The 17,038-nt window shown below is 38.3% G+C and carries 17 protein-coding genes and 2 pseudogenes; all 19 read left to right on the top strand.

Annotated features, from left to right (window positions below; all coding sequences use genetic code 11):
• The first annotated feature begins 36 nt into the window (after nucleotides 1-36).
• The 19 genes and pseudogenes from FBF73_RS01620 (at nucleotide 37) to aguB (ending at nucleotide 16,888) form a co-directional block, all read left to right on the top strand.
• Nucleotides 37-774, top strand: a complete 738-nt coding sequence (locus FBF73_RS01620; RefSeq protein WP_136936787.1) for a CPBP family intramembrane glutamic endopeptidase — start codon at nucleotides 37-39, stop codon at nucleotides 772-774.
• Nucleotides 775-1,133: 359 nt separating this feature from the next.
• Nucleotides 1,134-1,751, top strand: a complete 618-nt coding sequence (locus FBF73_RS01615) for an RpiB/LacA/LacB family sugar-phosphate isomerase (protein WP_078352135.1) — start codon at nucleotides 1,134-1,136, stop codon at nucleotides 1,749-1,751.
• A 203-nt stretch (nucleotides 1,752-1,954) separates the two neighbouring features.
• Nucleotides 1,955-2,725, top strand: coding sequence for an alpha/beta fold hydrolase (locus tag FBF73_RS01610; RefSeq protein ID WP_136936786.1), 771 nt, complete (start codon nucleotides 1,955-1,957; stop codon nucleotides 2,723-2,725).
• A gap of 47 nt (nucleotides 2,726-2,772) precedes the next feature.
• A complete protein-coding gene (locus FBF73_RS01605; RefSeq protein WP_136936785.1) occupies nucleotides 2,773-2,907 on the top strand; it encodes an ADP-ribosylglycohydrolase in 135 nt (44 codons plus the stop codon).
• Between the two features lie 96 nt (nucleotides 2,908-3,003).
• Complete coding sequence (locus FBF73_RS01600; RefSeq protein ID WP_136936784.1) at nucleotides 3,004-3,621, top strand: SAP domain-containing protein; 618 nt, start codon at nucleotides 3,004-3,006, stop codon at nucleotides 3,619-3,621.
• Nucleotides 3,620-3,793 (top strand): annotated as a pseudogene (locus FBF73_RS01595) (hydrolase); the annotation flags it as partial. The gene FBF73_RS01600 and the pseudogene FBF73_RS01595, both read left to right, overlap by 2 nt.
• A 113-nt stretch (nucleotides 3,794-3,906) precedes the next feature.
• Complete coding sequence (locus FBF73_RS01590; protein ID WP_136936782.1) at nucleotides 3,907-4,788, top strand: diacylglycerol/lipid kinase family protein; 882 nt, start codon at nucleotides 3,907-3,909, stop codon at nucleotides 4,786-4,788.
• 63 nt (nucleotides 4,789-4,851) lie between these two features.
• Nucleotides 4,852-5,343, top strand: a complete 492-nt coding sequence (locus FBF73_RS01585) for a phosphoribosylanthranilate isomerase (RefSeq protein WP_136936781.1) — start codon at nucleotides 4,852-4,854, stop codon at nucleotides 5,341-5,343.
• A gap of 175 nt (nucleotides 5,344-5,518) precedes the next feature.
• Nucleotides 5,519-7,258 (top strand): glycoside hydrolase family 13 protein, encoded by a 1,740-nt coding sequence (locus tag FBF73_RS01580; RefSeq protein ID WP_136936780.1) that lies wholly within the window; start codon nucleotides 5,519-5,521, stop codon nucleotides 7,256-7,258.
• 86 nt (nucleotides 7,259-7,344) lie between these two features.
• Nucleotides 7,345-8,214, top strand: a complete 870-nt coding sequence (locus FBF73_RS01575) for a DUF4300 family protein (protein WP_136936779.1) — start codon at nucleotides 7,345-7,347, stop codon at nucleotides 8,212-8,214.
• Between the two features lie 285 nt (nucleotides 8,215-8,499).
• Entirely contained in the window at nucleotides 8,500-8,811 is a 312-nt protein-coding gene (locus tag FBF73_RS01570; protein WP_000420556.1) for a hypothetical protein, read from the top strand.
• Nucleotides 8,812-8,814: 3 nt separating this feature from the next.
• Nucleotides 8,815-9,531, top strand: coding sequence for an alpha/beta fold hydrolase (locus FBF73_RS01565; protein ID WP_136936778.1), 717 nt, complete (start codon nucleotides 8,815-8,817; stop codon nucleotides 9,529-9,531).
• Between the two features lie 18 nt (nucleotides 9,532-9,549).
• A pseudogene (locus FBF73_RS01560) lies at nucleotides 9,550-9,648 on the top strand (type II toxin-antitoxin system death-on-curing family toxin); the annotation flags it as partial.
• 568 nt (nucleotides 9,649-10,216) lie between these two features.
• Nucleotides 10,217-11,677, top strand: coding sequence for an aminotransferase class I/II-fold pyridoxal phosphate-dependent enzyme (locus FBF73_RS01555; RefSeq protein ID WP_000661018.1), 1,461 nt, complete (start codon nucleotides 10,217-10,219; stop codon nucleotides 11,675-11,677).
• Nucleotides 11,678-12,538, top strand: a complete 861-nt coding sequence (gene speE / locus FBF73_RS01550) for a polyamine aminopropyltransferase (RefSeq protein WP_136936777.1) — start codon at nucleotides 11,678-11,680, stop codon at nucleotides 12,536-12,538.
• The gene (locus tag FBF73_RS01545) at nucleotides 12,535-13,794 is read left to right on the top strand and encodes a saccharopine dehydrogenase family protein (RefSeq protein ID WP_136936776.1); all 1,260 of its coding nucleotides are present in this window, start codon (nucleotides 12,535-12,537) and stop codon (nucleotides 13,792-13,794) included. The genes speE and FBF73_RS01545 overlap by 4 nt, the downstream gene beginning before the upstream one ends.
• The gene (gene nspC / locus FBF73_RS01540; protein ID WP_136936775.1) at nucleotides 13,794-14,921 is read left to right on the top strand and encodes a carboxynorspermidine decarboxylase; all 1,128 of its coding nucleotides are present in this window, start codon (nucleotides 13,794-13,796) and stop codon (nucleotides 14,919-14,921) included. Before FBF73_RS01545 ends, nspC begins: the two co-directional genes overlap by 1 nt.
• On the top strand, nucleotides 14,918-16,003 hold the full coding sequence (gene aguA / locus FBF73_RS01535) for an agmatine deiminase (protein WP_136936774.1): 1,086 nt from the start codon (nucleotides 14,918-14,920) through the stop codon (nucleotides 16,001-16,003). The genes nspC and aguA overlap by 4 nt, the downstream gene beginning before the upstream one ends.
• A gap of 9 nt (nucleotides 16,004-16,012) precedes the next feature.
• The gene (gene aguB, locus FBF73_RS01530) at nucleotides 16,013-16,888 is read left to right on the top strand and encodes an N-carbamoylputrescine amidase (RefSeq protein ID WP_136936773.1); all 876 of its coding nucleotides are present in this window, start codon (nucleotides 16,013-16,015) and stop codon (nucleotides 16,886-16,888) included.
• Nucleotides 16,889-17,038: the final 150 nt, after the last annotated feature.

Raw genomic sequence — 17,038 nt, 5'->3', positions numbered from 1 at the left:
TATTATACGTAGAATAATCAAGATTAGGAAGATAAAATGACAGAAATTGACAAAAAGAATTTAAAAAATTATCTTTATTGTACATTTGGAATTACTTATATAGCTTGGGGGATTCTTGCCATCTTTACGCAATCTCATATTTTGGGATTAGAAACGATTATAGGAAGAACATTACATATAGTTGGTGCACTTGGACCAGCTATTGCAAGTGTGTTTTATTTGAAAAGTAATAATATAAAATTTAAACATTTTGTATTTAATAAGAAAGAAAATAGTAGTATTTATTTCATTATTCATTTGTTAGCAATTTTGATACTATTTTCTGTATCTTCCTTAGAATTAAATGGAGTATCAATTTATCTGATGCCATTATTCTTTATACAACTAATTTTTTTTGGTGGTGGACATGAAGAATTAGGATGGAGAGGAATATTACAGCTATTACTTGATAAAAAATATACTTATTGGCAATCTAATTTGATTGTAGGATCAATTTGGGGAATATGGCATCTGCCTTTATGGTGTATAGTTGGAGAAAGTCATCAAGGATTTCCTTTTATTTTATTTTTTATATATACATTATTTTTAAGTTTTGTTTTAGGGCTTCTTTACCGTCAAACGAAATCTGTGGGATACTGTATATTATTTCATGCGTTCGCAAATTTGTTAAATCTCTATTTTGTGTTAAAAATTAATCTTATTTTCATTATCATATTTATTACTTATTTAATTTATACAATATTGGCTAGTAATAGAATTAGTAAGGAAAAGTAATTTTAACTTTAGATTAGTATATCCATTATTGAAAGTAACGATTTGCTAATTAGATGATCTATGTTAGAGAATTATCTATTATAATTTAAAGTGGAGTGATGAATGCCGTTTCTTTTGAAGTGGTGAAAATCTTTCCGTTCCACAGTATCATTCTAAAATGATTTTTACTGCCTTTTGTTTATTAGTATAAAAGAAAAATATTTTCATATGTGGAGGCGGTAGTTTTGATGTCAAAAGTTGCAACCAGTGAATAAATGAAGTGTAGAAAATAAAGGCTTGTTCAATTCAATATATGATGAATTACCGGCACCCAAACCAAAGAAAAAGAAATAGTTAAATTAGAAGTAGTAGGTGAAATGATGAGAATCGGAGTTATTCAAGCAAGTTCGCAAGCGACCAAAAATCAAATAATCTATGATGCTGTATTAAAGTATGCCCCAAAGAAATCTGAGGTTATAAATTTTGGCTGTACGATGGAAGAAAATGAAAAATACTCGTATATAGAAATTTCTATTCTTATAGGCATCTTGTTGGCAAGTAGGACAGTTGATTTCGTTATTACGGGCTGTTCTTCCGGACAAGGAATGATGCTTGCTTGTAATAGTATGCCTGATGTCATTTGCGGGTATGCACCTACACCGAATGATGCCTATTTATTTGCTCAGATTAATAATGGAAATGCGATATCATTACCATTAGGTGAAGATTATACATGGTCAGGTACTGAAAATCTTGAAAGAACAATAGAAGCTCTTTTCTCGGAGCCATTTGGGCAAGGATACCCCAAAAGTGAGGCAGAGAGAAAGGTAAGAGATGCCGAGAAACTTAAAGAAATAAGAAGAATCGGGCAGGTTCAGTTTGAAGAATTCGCAAATGTACTAGATATATCATTGTTTGAATCAATAAAAAGGAAACAGAATGTAATTCAGAATGTAAAGGCGTATGGGAAGAAAGAAATAGCTGATTTAATGAAATGAGTAAATCACAGTTTGTCGGGGTAATACCTTTTAACGATTACCTTATGCTATTGTCAAAAGGTTTATAGACATGTTCCCACATACATGTTCAGTTGGCATACATAGTGTTCACTCGTTTTATGTCGAGTATGTGGTACTGCTTTTAAGAGCTGATTGAACAAGGAAAATTAGCTAGTGAAAATCCTACAGTAAGGAGTTTAAACATGAAATTCCATGAATTTGGGGATAAGAATTTACCTCCTATCTTACTAATACACGGTGGCGGCAGTTCTTGGTGGAATTATCTTCGTCAAGCACGTATCTTGTCAGAAAAATACCGTATTATTCTACCCACTTTGAATGGCCACGGCGAGGAATATCAACTTGATTATGTTTCTACTGAAGATTCGGCTTTGGAGATTCTAGACTATATCAAAGCAAACTGTGGTGGGAAATTGTTTGCAATCGGTGGTGTTTCACTTGGTGGTCAAATTGCCATGGAGCTTTTATCTTTAGATAGTGAAATTGCTGAGAAGGCCATTATAGACGGAAGCCTCTGTATTCCTCAACCAAGGTTAGCTAAAATCAGCATTTTTCTTGTACGTCTATTTGGTAAACTGATGTTCAATAAATTCTCTTGCAAACTTCAGTTAAGCATGATGAACAAACTCTATCCTAAACTCGTTTATCCAGAAGAAATAAAAGCTTATTATTTGGAGGATCTGTCAAGGACGCCTGTCAAAACATTGGTAACCATTTACAAAAACTATATGGGGCGTTACAAGCTGAAAGATATGATTTCTGCTAGCAAGGCTCAAGTTCTGTATATCTATGGTGAAAAAGAATTGAACTGTGTGAAAGAATCAGCGAAATTATTTCATCAGCTACATTCAAATACAATTTTGTATGAGGCAAAGGGCTATAACCACGGCTATTTATCAGCTTACCTGCCTCATGAGTGGATTGATTTGGTGGTGCCATTTTTAAAGAGTTAACCATTGGGAATGTGTAATAAATCTGATATGTCACAAGGAGGAATCTGATGCTTGGAGCAATTATTGGAGATATTGCCGGTTCTGTTTACGAATGGAACAATATCAAAACGAAGGATTTTCCTTTATTTAGGAAGGACTGCTTTTTTACAGATGACACGGTAAATCCGAAGCTGAGTGTGTAAGCTTGTTAGTGAAACGTAACTAATCCTCAAAATAAAGAAACTAAAACTCCATTATTTTAAGATGACAACTTAAATTGGTTTTAAGGAGGTGTTATATTGATAGAAAGTAGACCTGAGTTTGATAAAATCGCATCCTTTGATGAGTTTAATAAATACTATTGGTATCGTGATGAACTTTCACAGATATGCAAGTCATTAGGATTTGAATATAGAGGGACAAAACAAGAACTCAATGACATTATTGAGCAGTACTTCAAGGGAAACTTGATTAAAAAATCATCAGTAAAAAGAAATAAGAAACGAGTAGAAGTCGTTACCTTAGATACGCCCTTACTTGAATGTGGATTCTCCTTTAATGCACACTTTAGAAAATATTTCTCAACTTTAACAGGTGTTTCGCCCTTTAAATTTACTGCTGATATGGCCACTGCTTGGAGAAAAGTCAAAAGAGAACATGATTTGAGTTTTACAATCCAAGATATGCTAAAAGTTTATTATGGAAATTCAGGTTATGCCAAATATGACCATTCGGTTTGTCAATGGAATCAGTTTTTAAAGGATTTCTGTGCAGACGAAAATAGTCATAATTACTCGAATAAACTAAAAGTAGCTTCTATTCTTTGGAAAGAAGTTAGAAATTTAAGCAATGAAAAAATTTATTCAAAAAATCTTTTGACTGAATATGCTGATAAAATAAAAGAGTATGGTAAGTAGAAACCCCATCTCACTTGGTGGCGACAGTGATACTCTCGCTGCAATCACTGGCAGCATTGCCGAGGCAGCTTACGGTATTCCTTATTGGATAAAAGATAAGGCCTATTCTTACTTGGATGAACCCTTAAAGGATGTAGTTATGCGATGGGAAAATAGAATAAAATTATATTAATCTCCAGTACATCATATTTCTCTTTTCTGCATTTTCATTATATAATGGGAGTACATTTACTTGCATACGACGAAATGTAAACATTTCTATTTAAAAATTAAGGAGTATTATCAATGAAAAAGGCAATGTTAATTATCAACCCTACTTCTGGTGGCGAGAAGGCTTTGGATTACAAAGATAAGCTGGAAAATAAAGCAAAAGAATACTTTGAGCACGTGGAAACCAAAATTACCGAAAAAGCTTTGGATGCAACACATTTTGCTGAAGAAGCTTCTCGTGAGCACTACGACGCAGTGGTTGTTTTCGGTGGAGATGGGACTGTCAACGAAGTCATTTCGGGTATTGCTGAGAGAGACTACGTTCCTAAGTTGGGTATTATCCCAGGCGGTACGGGTAACCTCATTACAAAACTGTTGGAAATCAATCAAGACATCGATGGCGCGATTGATGAACTGGATTTTGATTTAACCAATAAGATTGATATCGGAAAAGCAAATGACAACTATTTTGGTTATATCTTTAGTATCGGCTCTCTACCTGAGGCGATTCACAATGTTGAAATCGAGGACAAGACAAAATTCGGTATTTTAGCCTATGCTGTAAATACCATGAAGTCTGTCATGACAGATCAGGTCTTTAACATTAAGGTGGAGACAGAAAATGGAAATTATGTTGGTGAAGCGAGCCATGTTTTGGTTCTCTTGACAAATTACTTCGCAGATAAGAAAATCTTTGAAGAAAACAAAGACGGCTATGCCAATATTTTGATTCTGAAAGATGCATCTCTATTCTCCAAATTATCCGTCATTCCAGATTTACTAAAAGGTGATGTTGTCGGCAATGATAATATTGAGTATATCAGAGCGCGTAATATTAAGATCTCTTCAGATAGTGAATTGGAGTCAGATGTTGACGGCGATAAATCGGATAACCTACCTGTAGAAATCAAAGTCCTAGCTCAGCGAGTAGAAGTATTTTCAAAATCGAAAGAGTAAAAGGTAAAAATCAGTTTATTATTCACAACGAAATTAAGTTCTATATCAACGATTGGAGGAGGAATGAATTCTCTATTTGATGAATTTCGAACAATTTGTTTTCATTTAAACCAAGTCGGAATCACTCCGACGCTCATGGGGTCTTTGGGGTTTGAATACCGATCAAATGAAGAATGGGGGCCGTCTGACATTGACATTCATGTGCCTGGTGACCCTAGAGGTTGGGAAGCACCCGATCATCTCAGAATTTATGAGTGGGACAAGATAATGAAAGTGATGAAACACTTAGGCTACGCCTTAATAGATATTCATGAGCATGAATTCAAAAAAGATGGTCTGAGTGTTAAATTCGGAAGTATCGATTCTTTACCTGATTTTGCAGGAGTTTCGGAATCGGATATAGAGTTGATCCATCTCGATGACATCACTTTTCGAATTCCAAATCTAGAACAGTTTTTAAGTATTTACAAGGCTTCTTCCCAAGATTCTTATCGAAATGAGCATAATAACAATAAGGATTTTAAAAAAATTGAGTGGCTGGAAAGACATTTGTAAATCATCATTTGAAAAGTAGCAAGTTGTAAGACTGGCTGCTTTTTGATTTATAGAACTAAACCACTAGAATCTACGGACAAGCCTTGAAAATAAAATACGAAAGTAGTATACTAGAATTACAACTATGAAAACGTTTGCGTCGCAAATGCAACCAAGTAAATCAGGAGACAAATTGATGGAATTAAGCGCTATTTTCCATAGGCCTGAGTCGGAGTATGCCTATCTTTATAAGGATAAGAAGCTTCATATTCGGATTCGAACTAAGAAAGGGGACATTGAAAGTATCAACTTGCATTATGGTGACCCTTTTATTTTTATGGAGGAGTTTTATCAAGATACAAAGAAAATGGCCAAGATAACTTCTGATGTCATCTTTGATTATTGGCAGGTTGAAGTGTCTGTTGACTTTGCACGTATCCAGTATCTCTTTGAACTCAAGGATACAGAAGGTCAAAGTATTTTGTATGGTGATAAAGGGTGTGTTGAAAATTCTTTAGAAAATCTTCGTGCTATTGGGAATGGATGTAAGTTGCCCTATCTTCATGAGATTGATGCCTGCCAGGTTCCTGACTGGGTTTCAAATACGGTATGGTATCAGATATTTCCTGAGAGATTTGCCAATGGAAATGCTCTATTAAACCCAGAAGGGACATTAGACTGGGATTCTTCTGTCACACCTAAGAGTGATGATTTCTTTGGTGGTGATTTACAGGGGATTATTGACCATCTAGATTACTTGCAAGACTTGGGAATTACTGGACTTTATCTTTGTCCGATCTTTGAATCTACGAGCAATCATAAGTACAATACGACAGACTACTTTGAAATTGACCGTCATTTTGGAGACAAGGAGACTTTTCGGGAGCTGGTCAAGCAAGCTCATCAGCGTGGTATGAAAATCATGCTGGATGCTGTATTTAACCATATTGGTTCGCAATCGCCTCAATGGCAAGATGTTGTCAAAAATGGTGAGCAATCTGCTTATAAGGATTGGTTCCATATTCAACAATTCCCAGTGACGACTGAAAAGCTAGCCAATAAGAGAGAGTTACCCTATCACGCTTTCGGTTTCGAGGACTATATGCCCAAGCTAAATACAGCCAATTCAGAGGTCAAGGACTATCTCTTAAAGGTTGCGACTTATTGGATTGAAGAGTTTAATATCGATGCTTGGCGTTTGGATGTGGCTAATGAGATTGACCATCAGTTCTGGAAGGATTTTCGTAAGGCAGTTTTAGCTAAAAGGCCTGATCTTTATATCCTTGGAGAAGTCTGGCATACGTCTCAGCCTTGGCTAAATGGCGATGAGTTCCATGCTGTTATGAATTATCCCTTATCTGATAGCATCAAGGAGTATTTTTTGCGTGGTGTTAAGAAGACGGATCAGTTCATCGATGAAATCAATGGCCAATCTATGTATTACAAACAGCAGATTTCAGAGGTTATGTTTAATCTCTTGGATTCTCATGATACAGAACGTATTTTGTGGACGGCCAATGAGGATGTTCAACTGGTTAAATCAGCCCTAGCCTTTCTCTTTTTACAAAAAGGAACACCCTGCATCTATTATGGAACAGAGTTATCCTTGACTGGCGGTCCAGACCCAGATTGTCGTCGTTGTATGCCTTGGGAACGTGTATCAAGTGACAATGATATGCTGAACTTTATGAAGAAGATAATCCAAATTCGCAAACACTCATCAGCAATTATTCAGCATGGCAAGTATAGCCTAAAAGAAATTAAAGCTGATGTAGTAGCCTTGGAATGGAAATACGAAGGACAGGTCCTCAAAGCTATATTTAACCAATCAAAAGATGATTATCTTTTAGAGAAAGAAGTAGTAGCACTAGCAAGCAATTACCAAGAATTGGAGAATGAGCTTATGATTTCTCCAAATGGATTTGTGATTTTCTAAAAAGTGGTTGATGTAGATTTTAGTCGTATGGTCAACTTATGTAGTATAATAAGGCTAGTTACTAAACCTGTAAAAAGGAGAAAGAGATGAAGAAATCAAGAAAATTAGCCACATTAGGAATCTGTTCTGCCTTGTTTTTAGGCTTGGCTGCTTGTCAACAACATGCTACTTCTGAAGGGACGAATCAAAGGCAAATCAGTTCAGCTAAAGTTCCATGGAAAGCTTCATACACCAACCTAAACAATCAGGTAAGTACAGAAGAGGTCAAATCTCTCTTATCAGCCCATTTGGATCCAAATAGTGTTGATGCATTTTTTAATCTTGTAAATGATTATAATACCATTGTCGGCTCGACAGGTTTATCAGGAGATTTCACTTCCTTTACTCACACCGAATACGATGTTGAAAAAATTAGCAACCTTTGGAATCAAAAGAAGGGCGATTTCGTTGGTACAAACTGTCGTATCAATAGTTATTGTCTTTTGAAAAATTCAGTCACCATTCCAAAACTTGAAAAAAATGACCAATTGCTTTTCATAGATAACGATGCGATTGATAAGGGAAAGGTCTTTAATTCCCAAGATAAGGAAGAGTTTGATATTCTATTTTCGAGAGTTCCAACTGAAGCAACGACGGATGTCAAGGTTCACGCTGAAAAGATGGAAACATTCTTCTCCCAATTTCAATTTAATGAAAAAGCTCGAATGCTATCTGTAGTCTTGCACGACAATCTGGATGGTGAGTATCTGTTTGTAGGCCACGTTGGGGTCTTAGTGCCTGCTGATGATGGTTTCTTATTTGTAGAGAAATTGACTTTCGAAGAGCCCTACCAAGCGATTAAATTTGCCAGCAAGGAAGATTGCTACAAGTATTTAGGCACCAAGTATGCGGATTACACAGGTGACGGACTGGCTAAGCCCTTCATCATGGATAATGATAAGTGGGTTAAGCTTTAATAGTGGTATAATATGACAGTAATCCTAGGACATTTATATTTTTGATGAGTTAATCATTAATACCAGGAACCACGAAAAATGAAACATTTATTGGTTATATCCAAAGATACGATATTGATGGGGAAGGATATCAATCAGAAGTATGGGAAGTGACTGAGTAGGAAGATTCATAATTAAAAATCAGAGTCTTCTTTCCAGTGTTGCTCATATTTACAGACAGTCCATTTGTAGTTTTATATGTATTGGTATATAATTTAACTTAGTGAAAATAGGAGGACTAATCGAATGGAATTAAAAGATTTTACAGAAAAAGAACAGGAAATGATTAAGAAGGGGCTTACGACGTCTAAAATTAGTGACAAGGAAACTGCTGAAAAAATTCTTGCACTTGTCCCGCAAGACTTGATTAAGCGAATCCCATTTTTCGTCAGAAAACATGCTACGACACGTACTATTAAACGCATTTCAATTGAACATCCTGAACTCTACGCTGCAGCTCAAACAAGTGGTGAAATACCAGAAAAAGAACGCGAAGAATTACGTCAGATTATCACGACTATCTTTGAACAAAAAATGAATAAGCATAGTATTAAGTAGAGAATGAAAAAATATTTTATTGGCGGTTTGGGAAGCAATGTCTATCATAGCAAGGATTTTCTTCAAGAACTAGATTCGCAGGTTTACTTTCTAAATCCATATGAAAAGCATCTTCGAGATGAAACAGAATTGAAATCATGGTTTAAAAAATCGATAGAAGAGGAAGAATCTATTTGTCTGATAGGCCATTCTCTTGGAGGAGATTTGGCTCGTTATCTCGCATCGGAATTTCAAGAAGTGAAAAAACTGATTCTTTTGGATGGTGGCTATCTAGATTTAGATAAGATCTTAACTTTAGATGTGGAATTAGAGGAAACTAAAAACTATATCAAATCTCAAATTATTTCGGACTTAGATGTTCTTATTTCTAAAGAAAAATCTGAAGCAAAGCATTGGTCAGAAAATATGGAGAAAGCCGCAAGACAGTCCTATCACTGGAATGCTGAGTATAATAGATATGAGTTAGCTATAAATGATAAAAATATAGAAGCGATACTCCGCCTACGAAGAAAAATCCAAGCTTTTAAGAGAGAAGTGGGAGATACCTTGTTTATTAGTCCTCGCTATCCTAATGAAGCTACATGGAGAGAGGAAGCCCTAAAAGAATTGCCAGATTATTTTGATACTATTTTTCTAGAAAACGTTAGCCATGAACTTTATACTGAAGCACCTAAAGAAATCGCTAGTATGATTAATGAGTGGCTCCCTTATTCTCAATGAGCTACTTGCATTGCTTGAAAAAAGCATGTTTTTGCCAATGCTAATAAACGAACCGCTTTATTCGTTTTGGTGAAATTTATACAATTAAATGGCTATCGTTTTTCTGTTACCATTAAATAATCACAAGATTCGTTAAGATACATTTAAAAGAACTAGTGGACTAGTTCTTTTTATATCCGCTTTCACATTATACAACTTATTCAAATCTATATAAAATATTATTTTTCCGAACAAAAATAGATATTTTTTAAAAAAAGTACTTTACAGAGTGTTTGAAGTATGATATAGTAATAAAGCTTAGAAAATGAGATGATGTTTTCTAGCAAATATAAACCCGAGTAAAAAATGCCTACGGACAGGCAGGGTTGAATGCCGAAGCGTGGTTGAAAAACCACATTATTGATAGGGTTAAAAGCCTACTTTTATAAGTTGATGTTAGGACACTTGTCCTAATTCATAAATTTTAGTGTGGTGAAAGCACACGTCATCTTGTGAAACGATCAATAAAGTACGTAATATTTGCTACTAGAGAGTTAGGAAACATCAGGAACAGACATACTCAAAAGAAACAAACATAAAAACGTCAGAAGATTGCAGAGCAGGTGAAAACCTGCTCTTTTTTCATAAGTCAACCTTTAGTTCCTTAGTTTTCATAAGGTCCTAAAAATATTGAAAGGAGTATGTCTTGAAAGAGTTAGATCAAAACCAAGCCCCAATTTATGAGGCCTTGGTGAAGTTACGCAAGAAAAGGATTGTTCCCTTTGATGTTCCAGGTCACAAGCGTGGACGAGGAAATCCAGAACTTGTGGAACTCTTAGGAGAAAAATGTGTTGGAATTGATGTCAATTCGATGAAACCCTTGGATAATCTTGGTCATCCCATTTCGATTATTCGGGATGCAGAGGAGCTGGCGGCGGATGCTTTTGGAGCTAGCCATGCCTTTCTCATGATTGGGGGAACAACTTCATCGGTGCAGACTATGATTCTGTCAACCTGCAAGGCAGGAGATAAGATTATTCTGCCACGTAATGTCCACAAATCTGCTATTAATGCGCTGGTTCTATGTGGTGCCATTCCCATCTATATCGAGATGAGTGTGGATCCTAAGATTGGTATCGCTTTAGGTCTTGAAAATGACCGAGTAGCACAGGCAATTAAGGAGCATCCAGATGCCAAGGCCATTTTGATTAACAATCCTACTTACTATGGAATTTGTTCAGACCTCAAGGGTTTAACGGAAATGGCTCATGAAGCTGGCATGATGGTGTTAGTTGATGAAGCCCACGGAGCACACTTACATTTTACTGATAAACTTCCAATTTCTGCTATGGATGCAGGTGCTGATATGGCAGCGGTTTCCATGCATAAGTCTGGTGGGAGTTTGACCCAAAGTTCCATTTTACTTATCGGGGAGCAGATGAATTCTGAGTACGTTCGTCAGATTATCAACTTGACCCAATCAACATCTGCATCGTATTTATTGATGGCTAGTCTGGATATTTCACGTCGCAACTTAGCCCTTCGTGGTAAAGAGTCTTTTGAGAAGGTCATTGAGCTATCCGAGTATGCCCGCCGTGAAATCAATGCTATTGGTGGCTACTATGCCTACTCAAAAGAGTTAATAGACGGTGTTTCGGTTTGCGATTTTGATGTAACCAAGCTGTCAGTTTACACTCAGGGAATAGGCTTAACAGGTATCGAGGTTTATGACCTCCTACGAGACGAATACGACATTCAGATTGAGTTTGGTGATATTGGCAATATCTTAGCCTATATTTCAATTGGTGACCGTATCCAAGACATCGAGCGCTTGGTCGGTGCTTTGGCTGATATCAAGAGACTCTATTCACGAGATGGGAAGGACTTGATAGCTGGAGAATATATCCAGCCTGAGCTAGTCCTGTCTCCTCAGGAAGCATTCTATTCAGAAAGAAAAAGTTTGACCTTGGATGAATCTGTTGGACAGGTTTGTGGAGAATTTGTTATGTGTTACCCTCCGGGAATCCCTATCTTGGCTCCTGGTGAACGCATTACACGTGAAATTGTAGACTATATCCAATTTGCTAAGGAACGTGGTTGCTCCCTCCAAGGGACGGAAGATCCAGAGGTCAATCACATCAACGTCATTAAGAGAAAGGAGAACTAGATGGATTTATGGTTTTCTGAAGTTCATACTCCAGATGTGAAATTGTCCCTGAGAACAGCCAAGCAACTCTACGCTGGTAAAAGTGAATGGCAGGATATCGAAGTCTTGGATACACCAGCTTTTGGAAAAATACTGATTTTAAATGGGCATGTTTTGTTTTCAGATGCGGATGATTTTGTCTATAATGAAATGACCGTTCATGTTCCCATGGCTGTCCACCCAAATCCCAAGAAAGTCTTGGTTATTGGAGGTGGTGACGGTGGTGTTGCCCAAGTATTAACACTCTATCCTGAACTGGAACAAATCGATATTGTGGAACCAGATGAGATGTTGGTTGAGGTCTGTCGTGAGTATTTCCCAGATTTTGCAACGGGTCTAGATGATCCTCGGGTCAATATCTATTACCAAGACGGGCTACGCTTTTTGCGAAACTGCGAAGATGATTACGATATCATTATCAACGATGCGACAGATCCCTTTGGACATACGGAAGGGCTCTTTACCAAGGAATTTTACGGAAACAGTTATCGTGCTCTTAAAGAAGACGGAATCATGATTTACCAGCATGGGAGTCCTTTCTTTGACGAAGATGAGTCAGCTTGCCGAAGCATGCACCGCAAGGTCAATCAAGCCTTTCCAATTAGTCGGGTCTATCAGGCCCATATACCAACTAGCCCGGCTGGTTATTGGTTGTTTGGATTTGCATCGAAAAAATACCACCCTGTCAAAGATTTTGACAAGGAAAGATGGAAAAAACGCCAGCTTTTCACAGAATACTACACTGCAAACCTACATGTGGGGGCCTTTATGTTGCCCAAGTATGTCGAGGACATTTTAGAAGAAGAGGAAGGAAAAAAATGAGTCGTTTACTAGTTATTGGATGTGGGGGCGTTGCCCAAGTTGCTATTTCAAAGATTTGTCAAGATAGCGAAACCTTTACAGAGATTATGATTGCTAGCCGTACTAAGTCAAAATGTGATGACTTGAAAGCTAAACTGGAAGGCAAAACAAGTACAAGGATTGAGACAGCAGCTCTTGATGCTGATAAGGTTGAAGAAGTGATTGCGCTGATTGAAAGCTACAAGCCAGAAGCTGTTTTGAACGTAGCTTTACCATATCAAGATTTAACCATTATGGACGCTTGTTTGGCAACAGGTGTTCACTATATCGATACAGCCAACTACGAAGCAGAAGACACAGAAAACCCTGAGTGGCGTGCTATCTACGAAAAACGCTGTAAGGAACTTGGATTTACAGCCTACTTTGACTACTCATGGCAATGGACTTATCAGGAGAAATTCAAAGAAGCAGGCTTGACCGCTCTGCTTGGCTCTGGATTTGACCCAGGTGTGACCAGTGTTTTCTCAGCTTATGCTCTCAAACACTACTTTGATGAAATCCATTATATCGATATTTTAGACTGTAATGGTGGTGACCACGGTTATCCATTTGCAACCAACTTTAACCCAGAAATCAATCTACGCGAGGTTTCTGCGCCAGGTTCTTACTGGGAAGATGGGAAATGGGTCGAAGTCGAAGCTATGTCTATCAAACGTGAGTATGATTTCCCTCAAGTTGGACAAAAAGATATGTATCTCCTTCACCATGAAGAAATTGAATCATTGGCCAAAAACATTCCTGGAGTCAAACGCATTCGTTTCTTTATGACTTTTGGTCAATCATACTTGACGCACATGAAATGTTTGGAAAATGTCGGTCTCCTTCGTACGGATACCATTAACTTTAACGGCCAAGAAATTGTTCCAATCCAATTCTTAAAAGCCTTGCTTCCAGATCCAGCCAGCCTTGGACCACGTACTGTAGGTAAAACCAATATTGGATGTATCTTTACAGGTGTCAAGGATGGTGTTGAAAAGACCATCTACATCTACAATGTTTGCGACCATCAAGAGTGCTATGCAGAAGTCGGGTCACAAGCCATTTCTTACACGACAGGTGTTCCAGCCATGATTGGAACGAAATTGGTTATGAACGGTACTTGGAAACAACCTGGAGTATATAACCTTGAGGAATTAGATCCAGATCCATTCATGGAAGCTTTGAATGAGTATGGTTTGCCATGGGTTGTGGTTGAAAATCCACAAATGGTGGACTGATGAAGTTAGAACAAGTACCAACACCAGCCTACGTTATTGACTTGGCCCGTTTAGAATCTAACTGTAAAATTCTTCATGAAGTTCAGGAAAAAGCAGGTTGCAAGGTTTTGCTTGCCCAGAAGGCTTATTCACTCTATAAAACCTATCCCTTGATTAGCCAGTATCTATCAGGTACGACAGCCAGTGGACTCTATGAAGCTAAGCTAGCTAGAGAAGAATTTCCAGGAGAAGTCCATGTATTTGCGCCTGCTTTCAAGGATGCAGACTTGGAGGAATTGCTGGAGATAACGGACCATATCGTCTTTAACTCAGAGAGACAGTTGCGTAAACATGGGACCCGTTGTCGGGATGCTGGTGTCAGTGTAGGTTTACGTCTCAATCCTCAATGTTCAACTCAAGGAGATCACGCTCTCTATGATCCTTGCGCCCCCGGATCCCGTTTCGGAGTTACTCTAGACAAGATTCCTAGTGATTTGCTGGAATTGGTAGACGGTCTTCATTTTCATACCCTTTGCGAGCAGGGAGCAGATGATTTACAGACAACTTTGAAAGCAGTAGAAGAACAGTTTGGTCCTTATTTGCATGAAGTAAAATGGCTCAACATGGGTGGAGGACACCACATCACAAGAGAAGACTATGATGTGGATTTACTGATTTCCGAAATCAAGCGTATCCGAGAAACTTACAATCTTGAAGTCTATATCGAGCCGGGTGAAGCTATTGCGCTCAATGCTGGTTATCTAGCAACTGAAGTATTGGATATTGTCGAAAACGGTATGGAAATCTTGGTTTTAGATGCCTCTGCGACCTGCCATATGCCTGATGTACTGGAGATGCCCTATCGTCCACCTTTGAGAAATGGCTTTGAGGCACAGGAAAAAGCCCATACCTATAGACTTTCTTCCAATACTTGCCTGACAGGAGATGTGATCGGTGATTATAGCTTTGAAAATCCAGTCCAAATCGGAGACAGACTTTATTTCGAAGACATGGCTATTTACTCATTTGTCAAAAATAATACCTTTAATGGTATTGGATTGCCAAGTCTCTATATCATGGATGAAAATGGCGATTGTGACTTAGTCAAAGCTTTCGGATATCAAGACTTTAAAGGGAGATTATCATGATGGACAGTCCAAAAAAATTAGGCTATCGTATGCCAGCAGAGTACGAATCTCATCATGGTACCTTGATGATCTGGCCGACTCGACCAGGTTCATGGCCCTTTCAAGGTAAGGCAGCTAAAAAGGCTTTCAGCCAGATTATTAAGACCATAGCAGAAGGGGAAAGAGTCTATCTTTTGGTGGAGCAAGACTATCTATCTGAAGCCCAAGACTACCTTGGAGATAGCGTTATTTATCTAGACATTCCCACCAATGATGCCTGGGCCCGTGATACAGGTCCTACCATTCTCATAAATGATAAAAGAGAAAAGTTGGCAGTAGACTGGGCTTTCAATGCTTGGGGTGGTGCTGTTGATGGTCTCTACCAAGACTATGAAGAGGATGACCAAGTAGCCAGTCGTTTTGCTGAGGCCTTGGAAATGCCTGTTTATGATGTCAAACCTTTTGTCCTAGAAGGCGGAGCGATACATAGCGATGGTCAAGGAACCATTCTCGTGACTGAAAGTTGCTTGCTTAGTTCTGGTCGCAATCCTCATCTTAGTAAGGAAGAAATCGAAAATACCTTATTAGAGTGCCTTGGAGCTGAAAAAGTTATTTGGCTTCCTTATGGTATTTATCAGGATGAAACCAATGAACACGTTGACAACGTTGCTGCCTTTGTTGGTCCTGCAGAGCTTGTTTTGGCTTGGACAGATGATCAAAACGATCCCCAGTATGCCATGTCAAAAGCTGATTTAGCGCTTTTAGAAAAGGAAACAGATGCAAAAGGTCGTCACTTCACCATTCATAAACTTCCAATTCCAGCTCTTCATCAAGTTGTAACCAAAGAAGATTTGCCAGGCTACATCTATGAAGAAGGAGAAGAAGAGCGATACGCAGGTGAAAGGCTCGCTGCTTCCTATGTAAACTTTTATATCGCCAACAAGGCTGTCCTAGTTCCTCAGTTTCAGGATAAAAACGACCAAGTGGCCTTAGATATCCTCAGTAAGTGTTTCCCAGACCGTAAAGTTGCCGGAATACCAGCTAGAGATATTCTCTTAGGTGGTGGCAATATCCACTGTATCACCCAACAAATCCCAGAATAGGAGAAAAAGATGAGAAATGTAAGAGTTGCAGCCATTCAGATGCAATGCGCTAAGGATGTGGCAACAAATATTCAAACCGCAGAGCGTTTAGTACGTCAGGCTGCAGAACAAGGTGCACAAATTATTCTCTTGCCCGAGTTGTTTGAACGTCCCTATTTCTGTCAAGAACGTCAGTATGACTACTACCAGCATGCCCAGTCGGTGACAGAAAATACTGCCATTCAGCATTTTAAAACCATTGCTAAGGAACTACAAGTTGTTTTACCAATCAGTTTCTATGAAAAAGATGGCAATGTCTTGTATAACTCTATTGCCGTTATTGATGCAGATGGGGAAGTGCTGGGCGTTTATCGGAAAACCCACATACCAGATGATCATTATTATCAAGAAAAATTTTATTTCACACCTGGCAACACAGGTTTCAAGGTCTGGGATACTCGCTATGCCAAGATTGGGATCGGTATCTGTTGGGATCAATGGTTCCCTGAAACAGCGCGCTGTCTTGCGTTAAATGGTGCTGAATTGCTCTTTTATCCTACAGCCATTGGTTCAGAGCCGATTTTGGATACAGATAGTTGTGGTCATTGGCAACGTACCATGCAAGGGCACGCAGCAGCAAATATTGTTCCAGTTATTGCAGCCAATCGCTATGGCTTGGAGGAGGTCACTCCTAGTGAGGAAAATGGTGGACAGAGTTCCAGTCTTGACTTCTACGGTTCCTCCTTTATGACAGATGAAACAGGAGCTATTCTAGAGCTAGCTGAAAGACAAGAAGAAGCTGTTCTGTTAGCTACTTATGACCTAGACAAGGGAGCAAGCGAACGCCTAAACTGGGGACTGTTTCGAGATAGAAGACCAGAAATGTATCAACGGATTACGAACTAGTAGGAGAGAAATGAGAGATTCATTCTGCTAGACTCGTTTTCACTAGTAACTATAGGGATACTAGGTCATCTAGTAAGTAGATTTTATATTTTAACCCTCTAAGGCTTTCTCGCACTTTTATGCGAGGAGCTTTTCTGTTTAAGCTTTATC

This window comes from Streptococcus mitis (assembly GCF_005144795.1).
Taxonomy (GTDB): domain Bacteria; phylum Bacillota; class Bacilli; order Lactobacillales; family Streptococcaceae; genus Streptococcus; species Streptococcus mitis_BB.
This window is presented reverse-complemented; position numbering and strand designations above follow the sequence as displayed.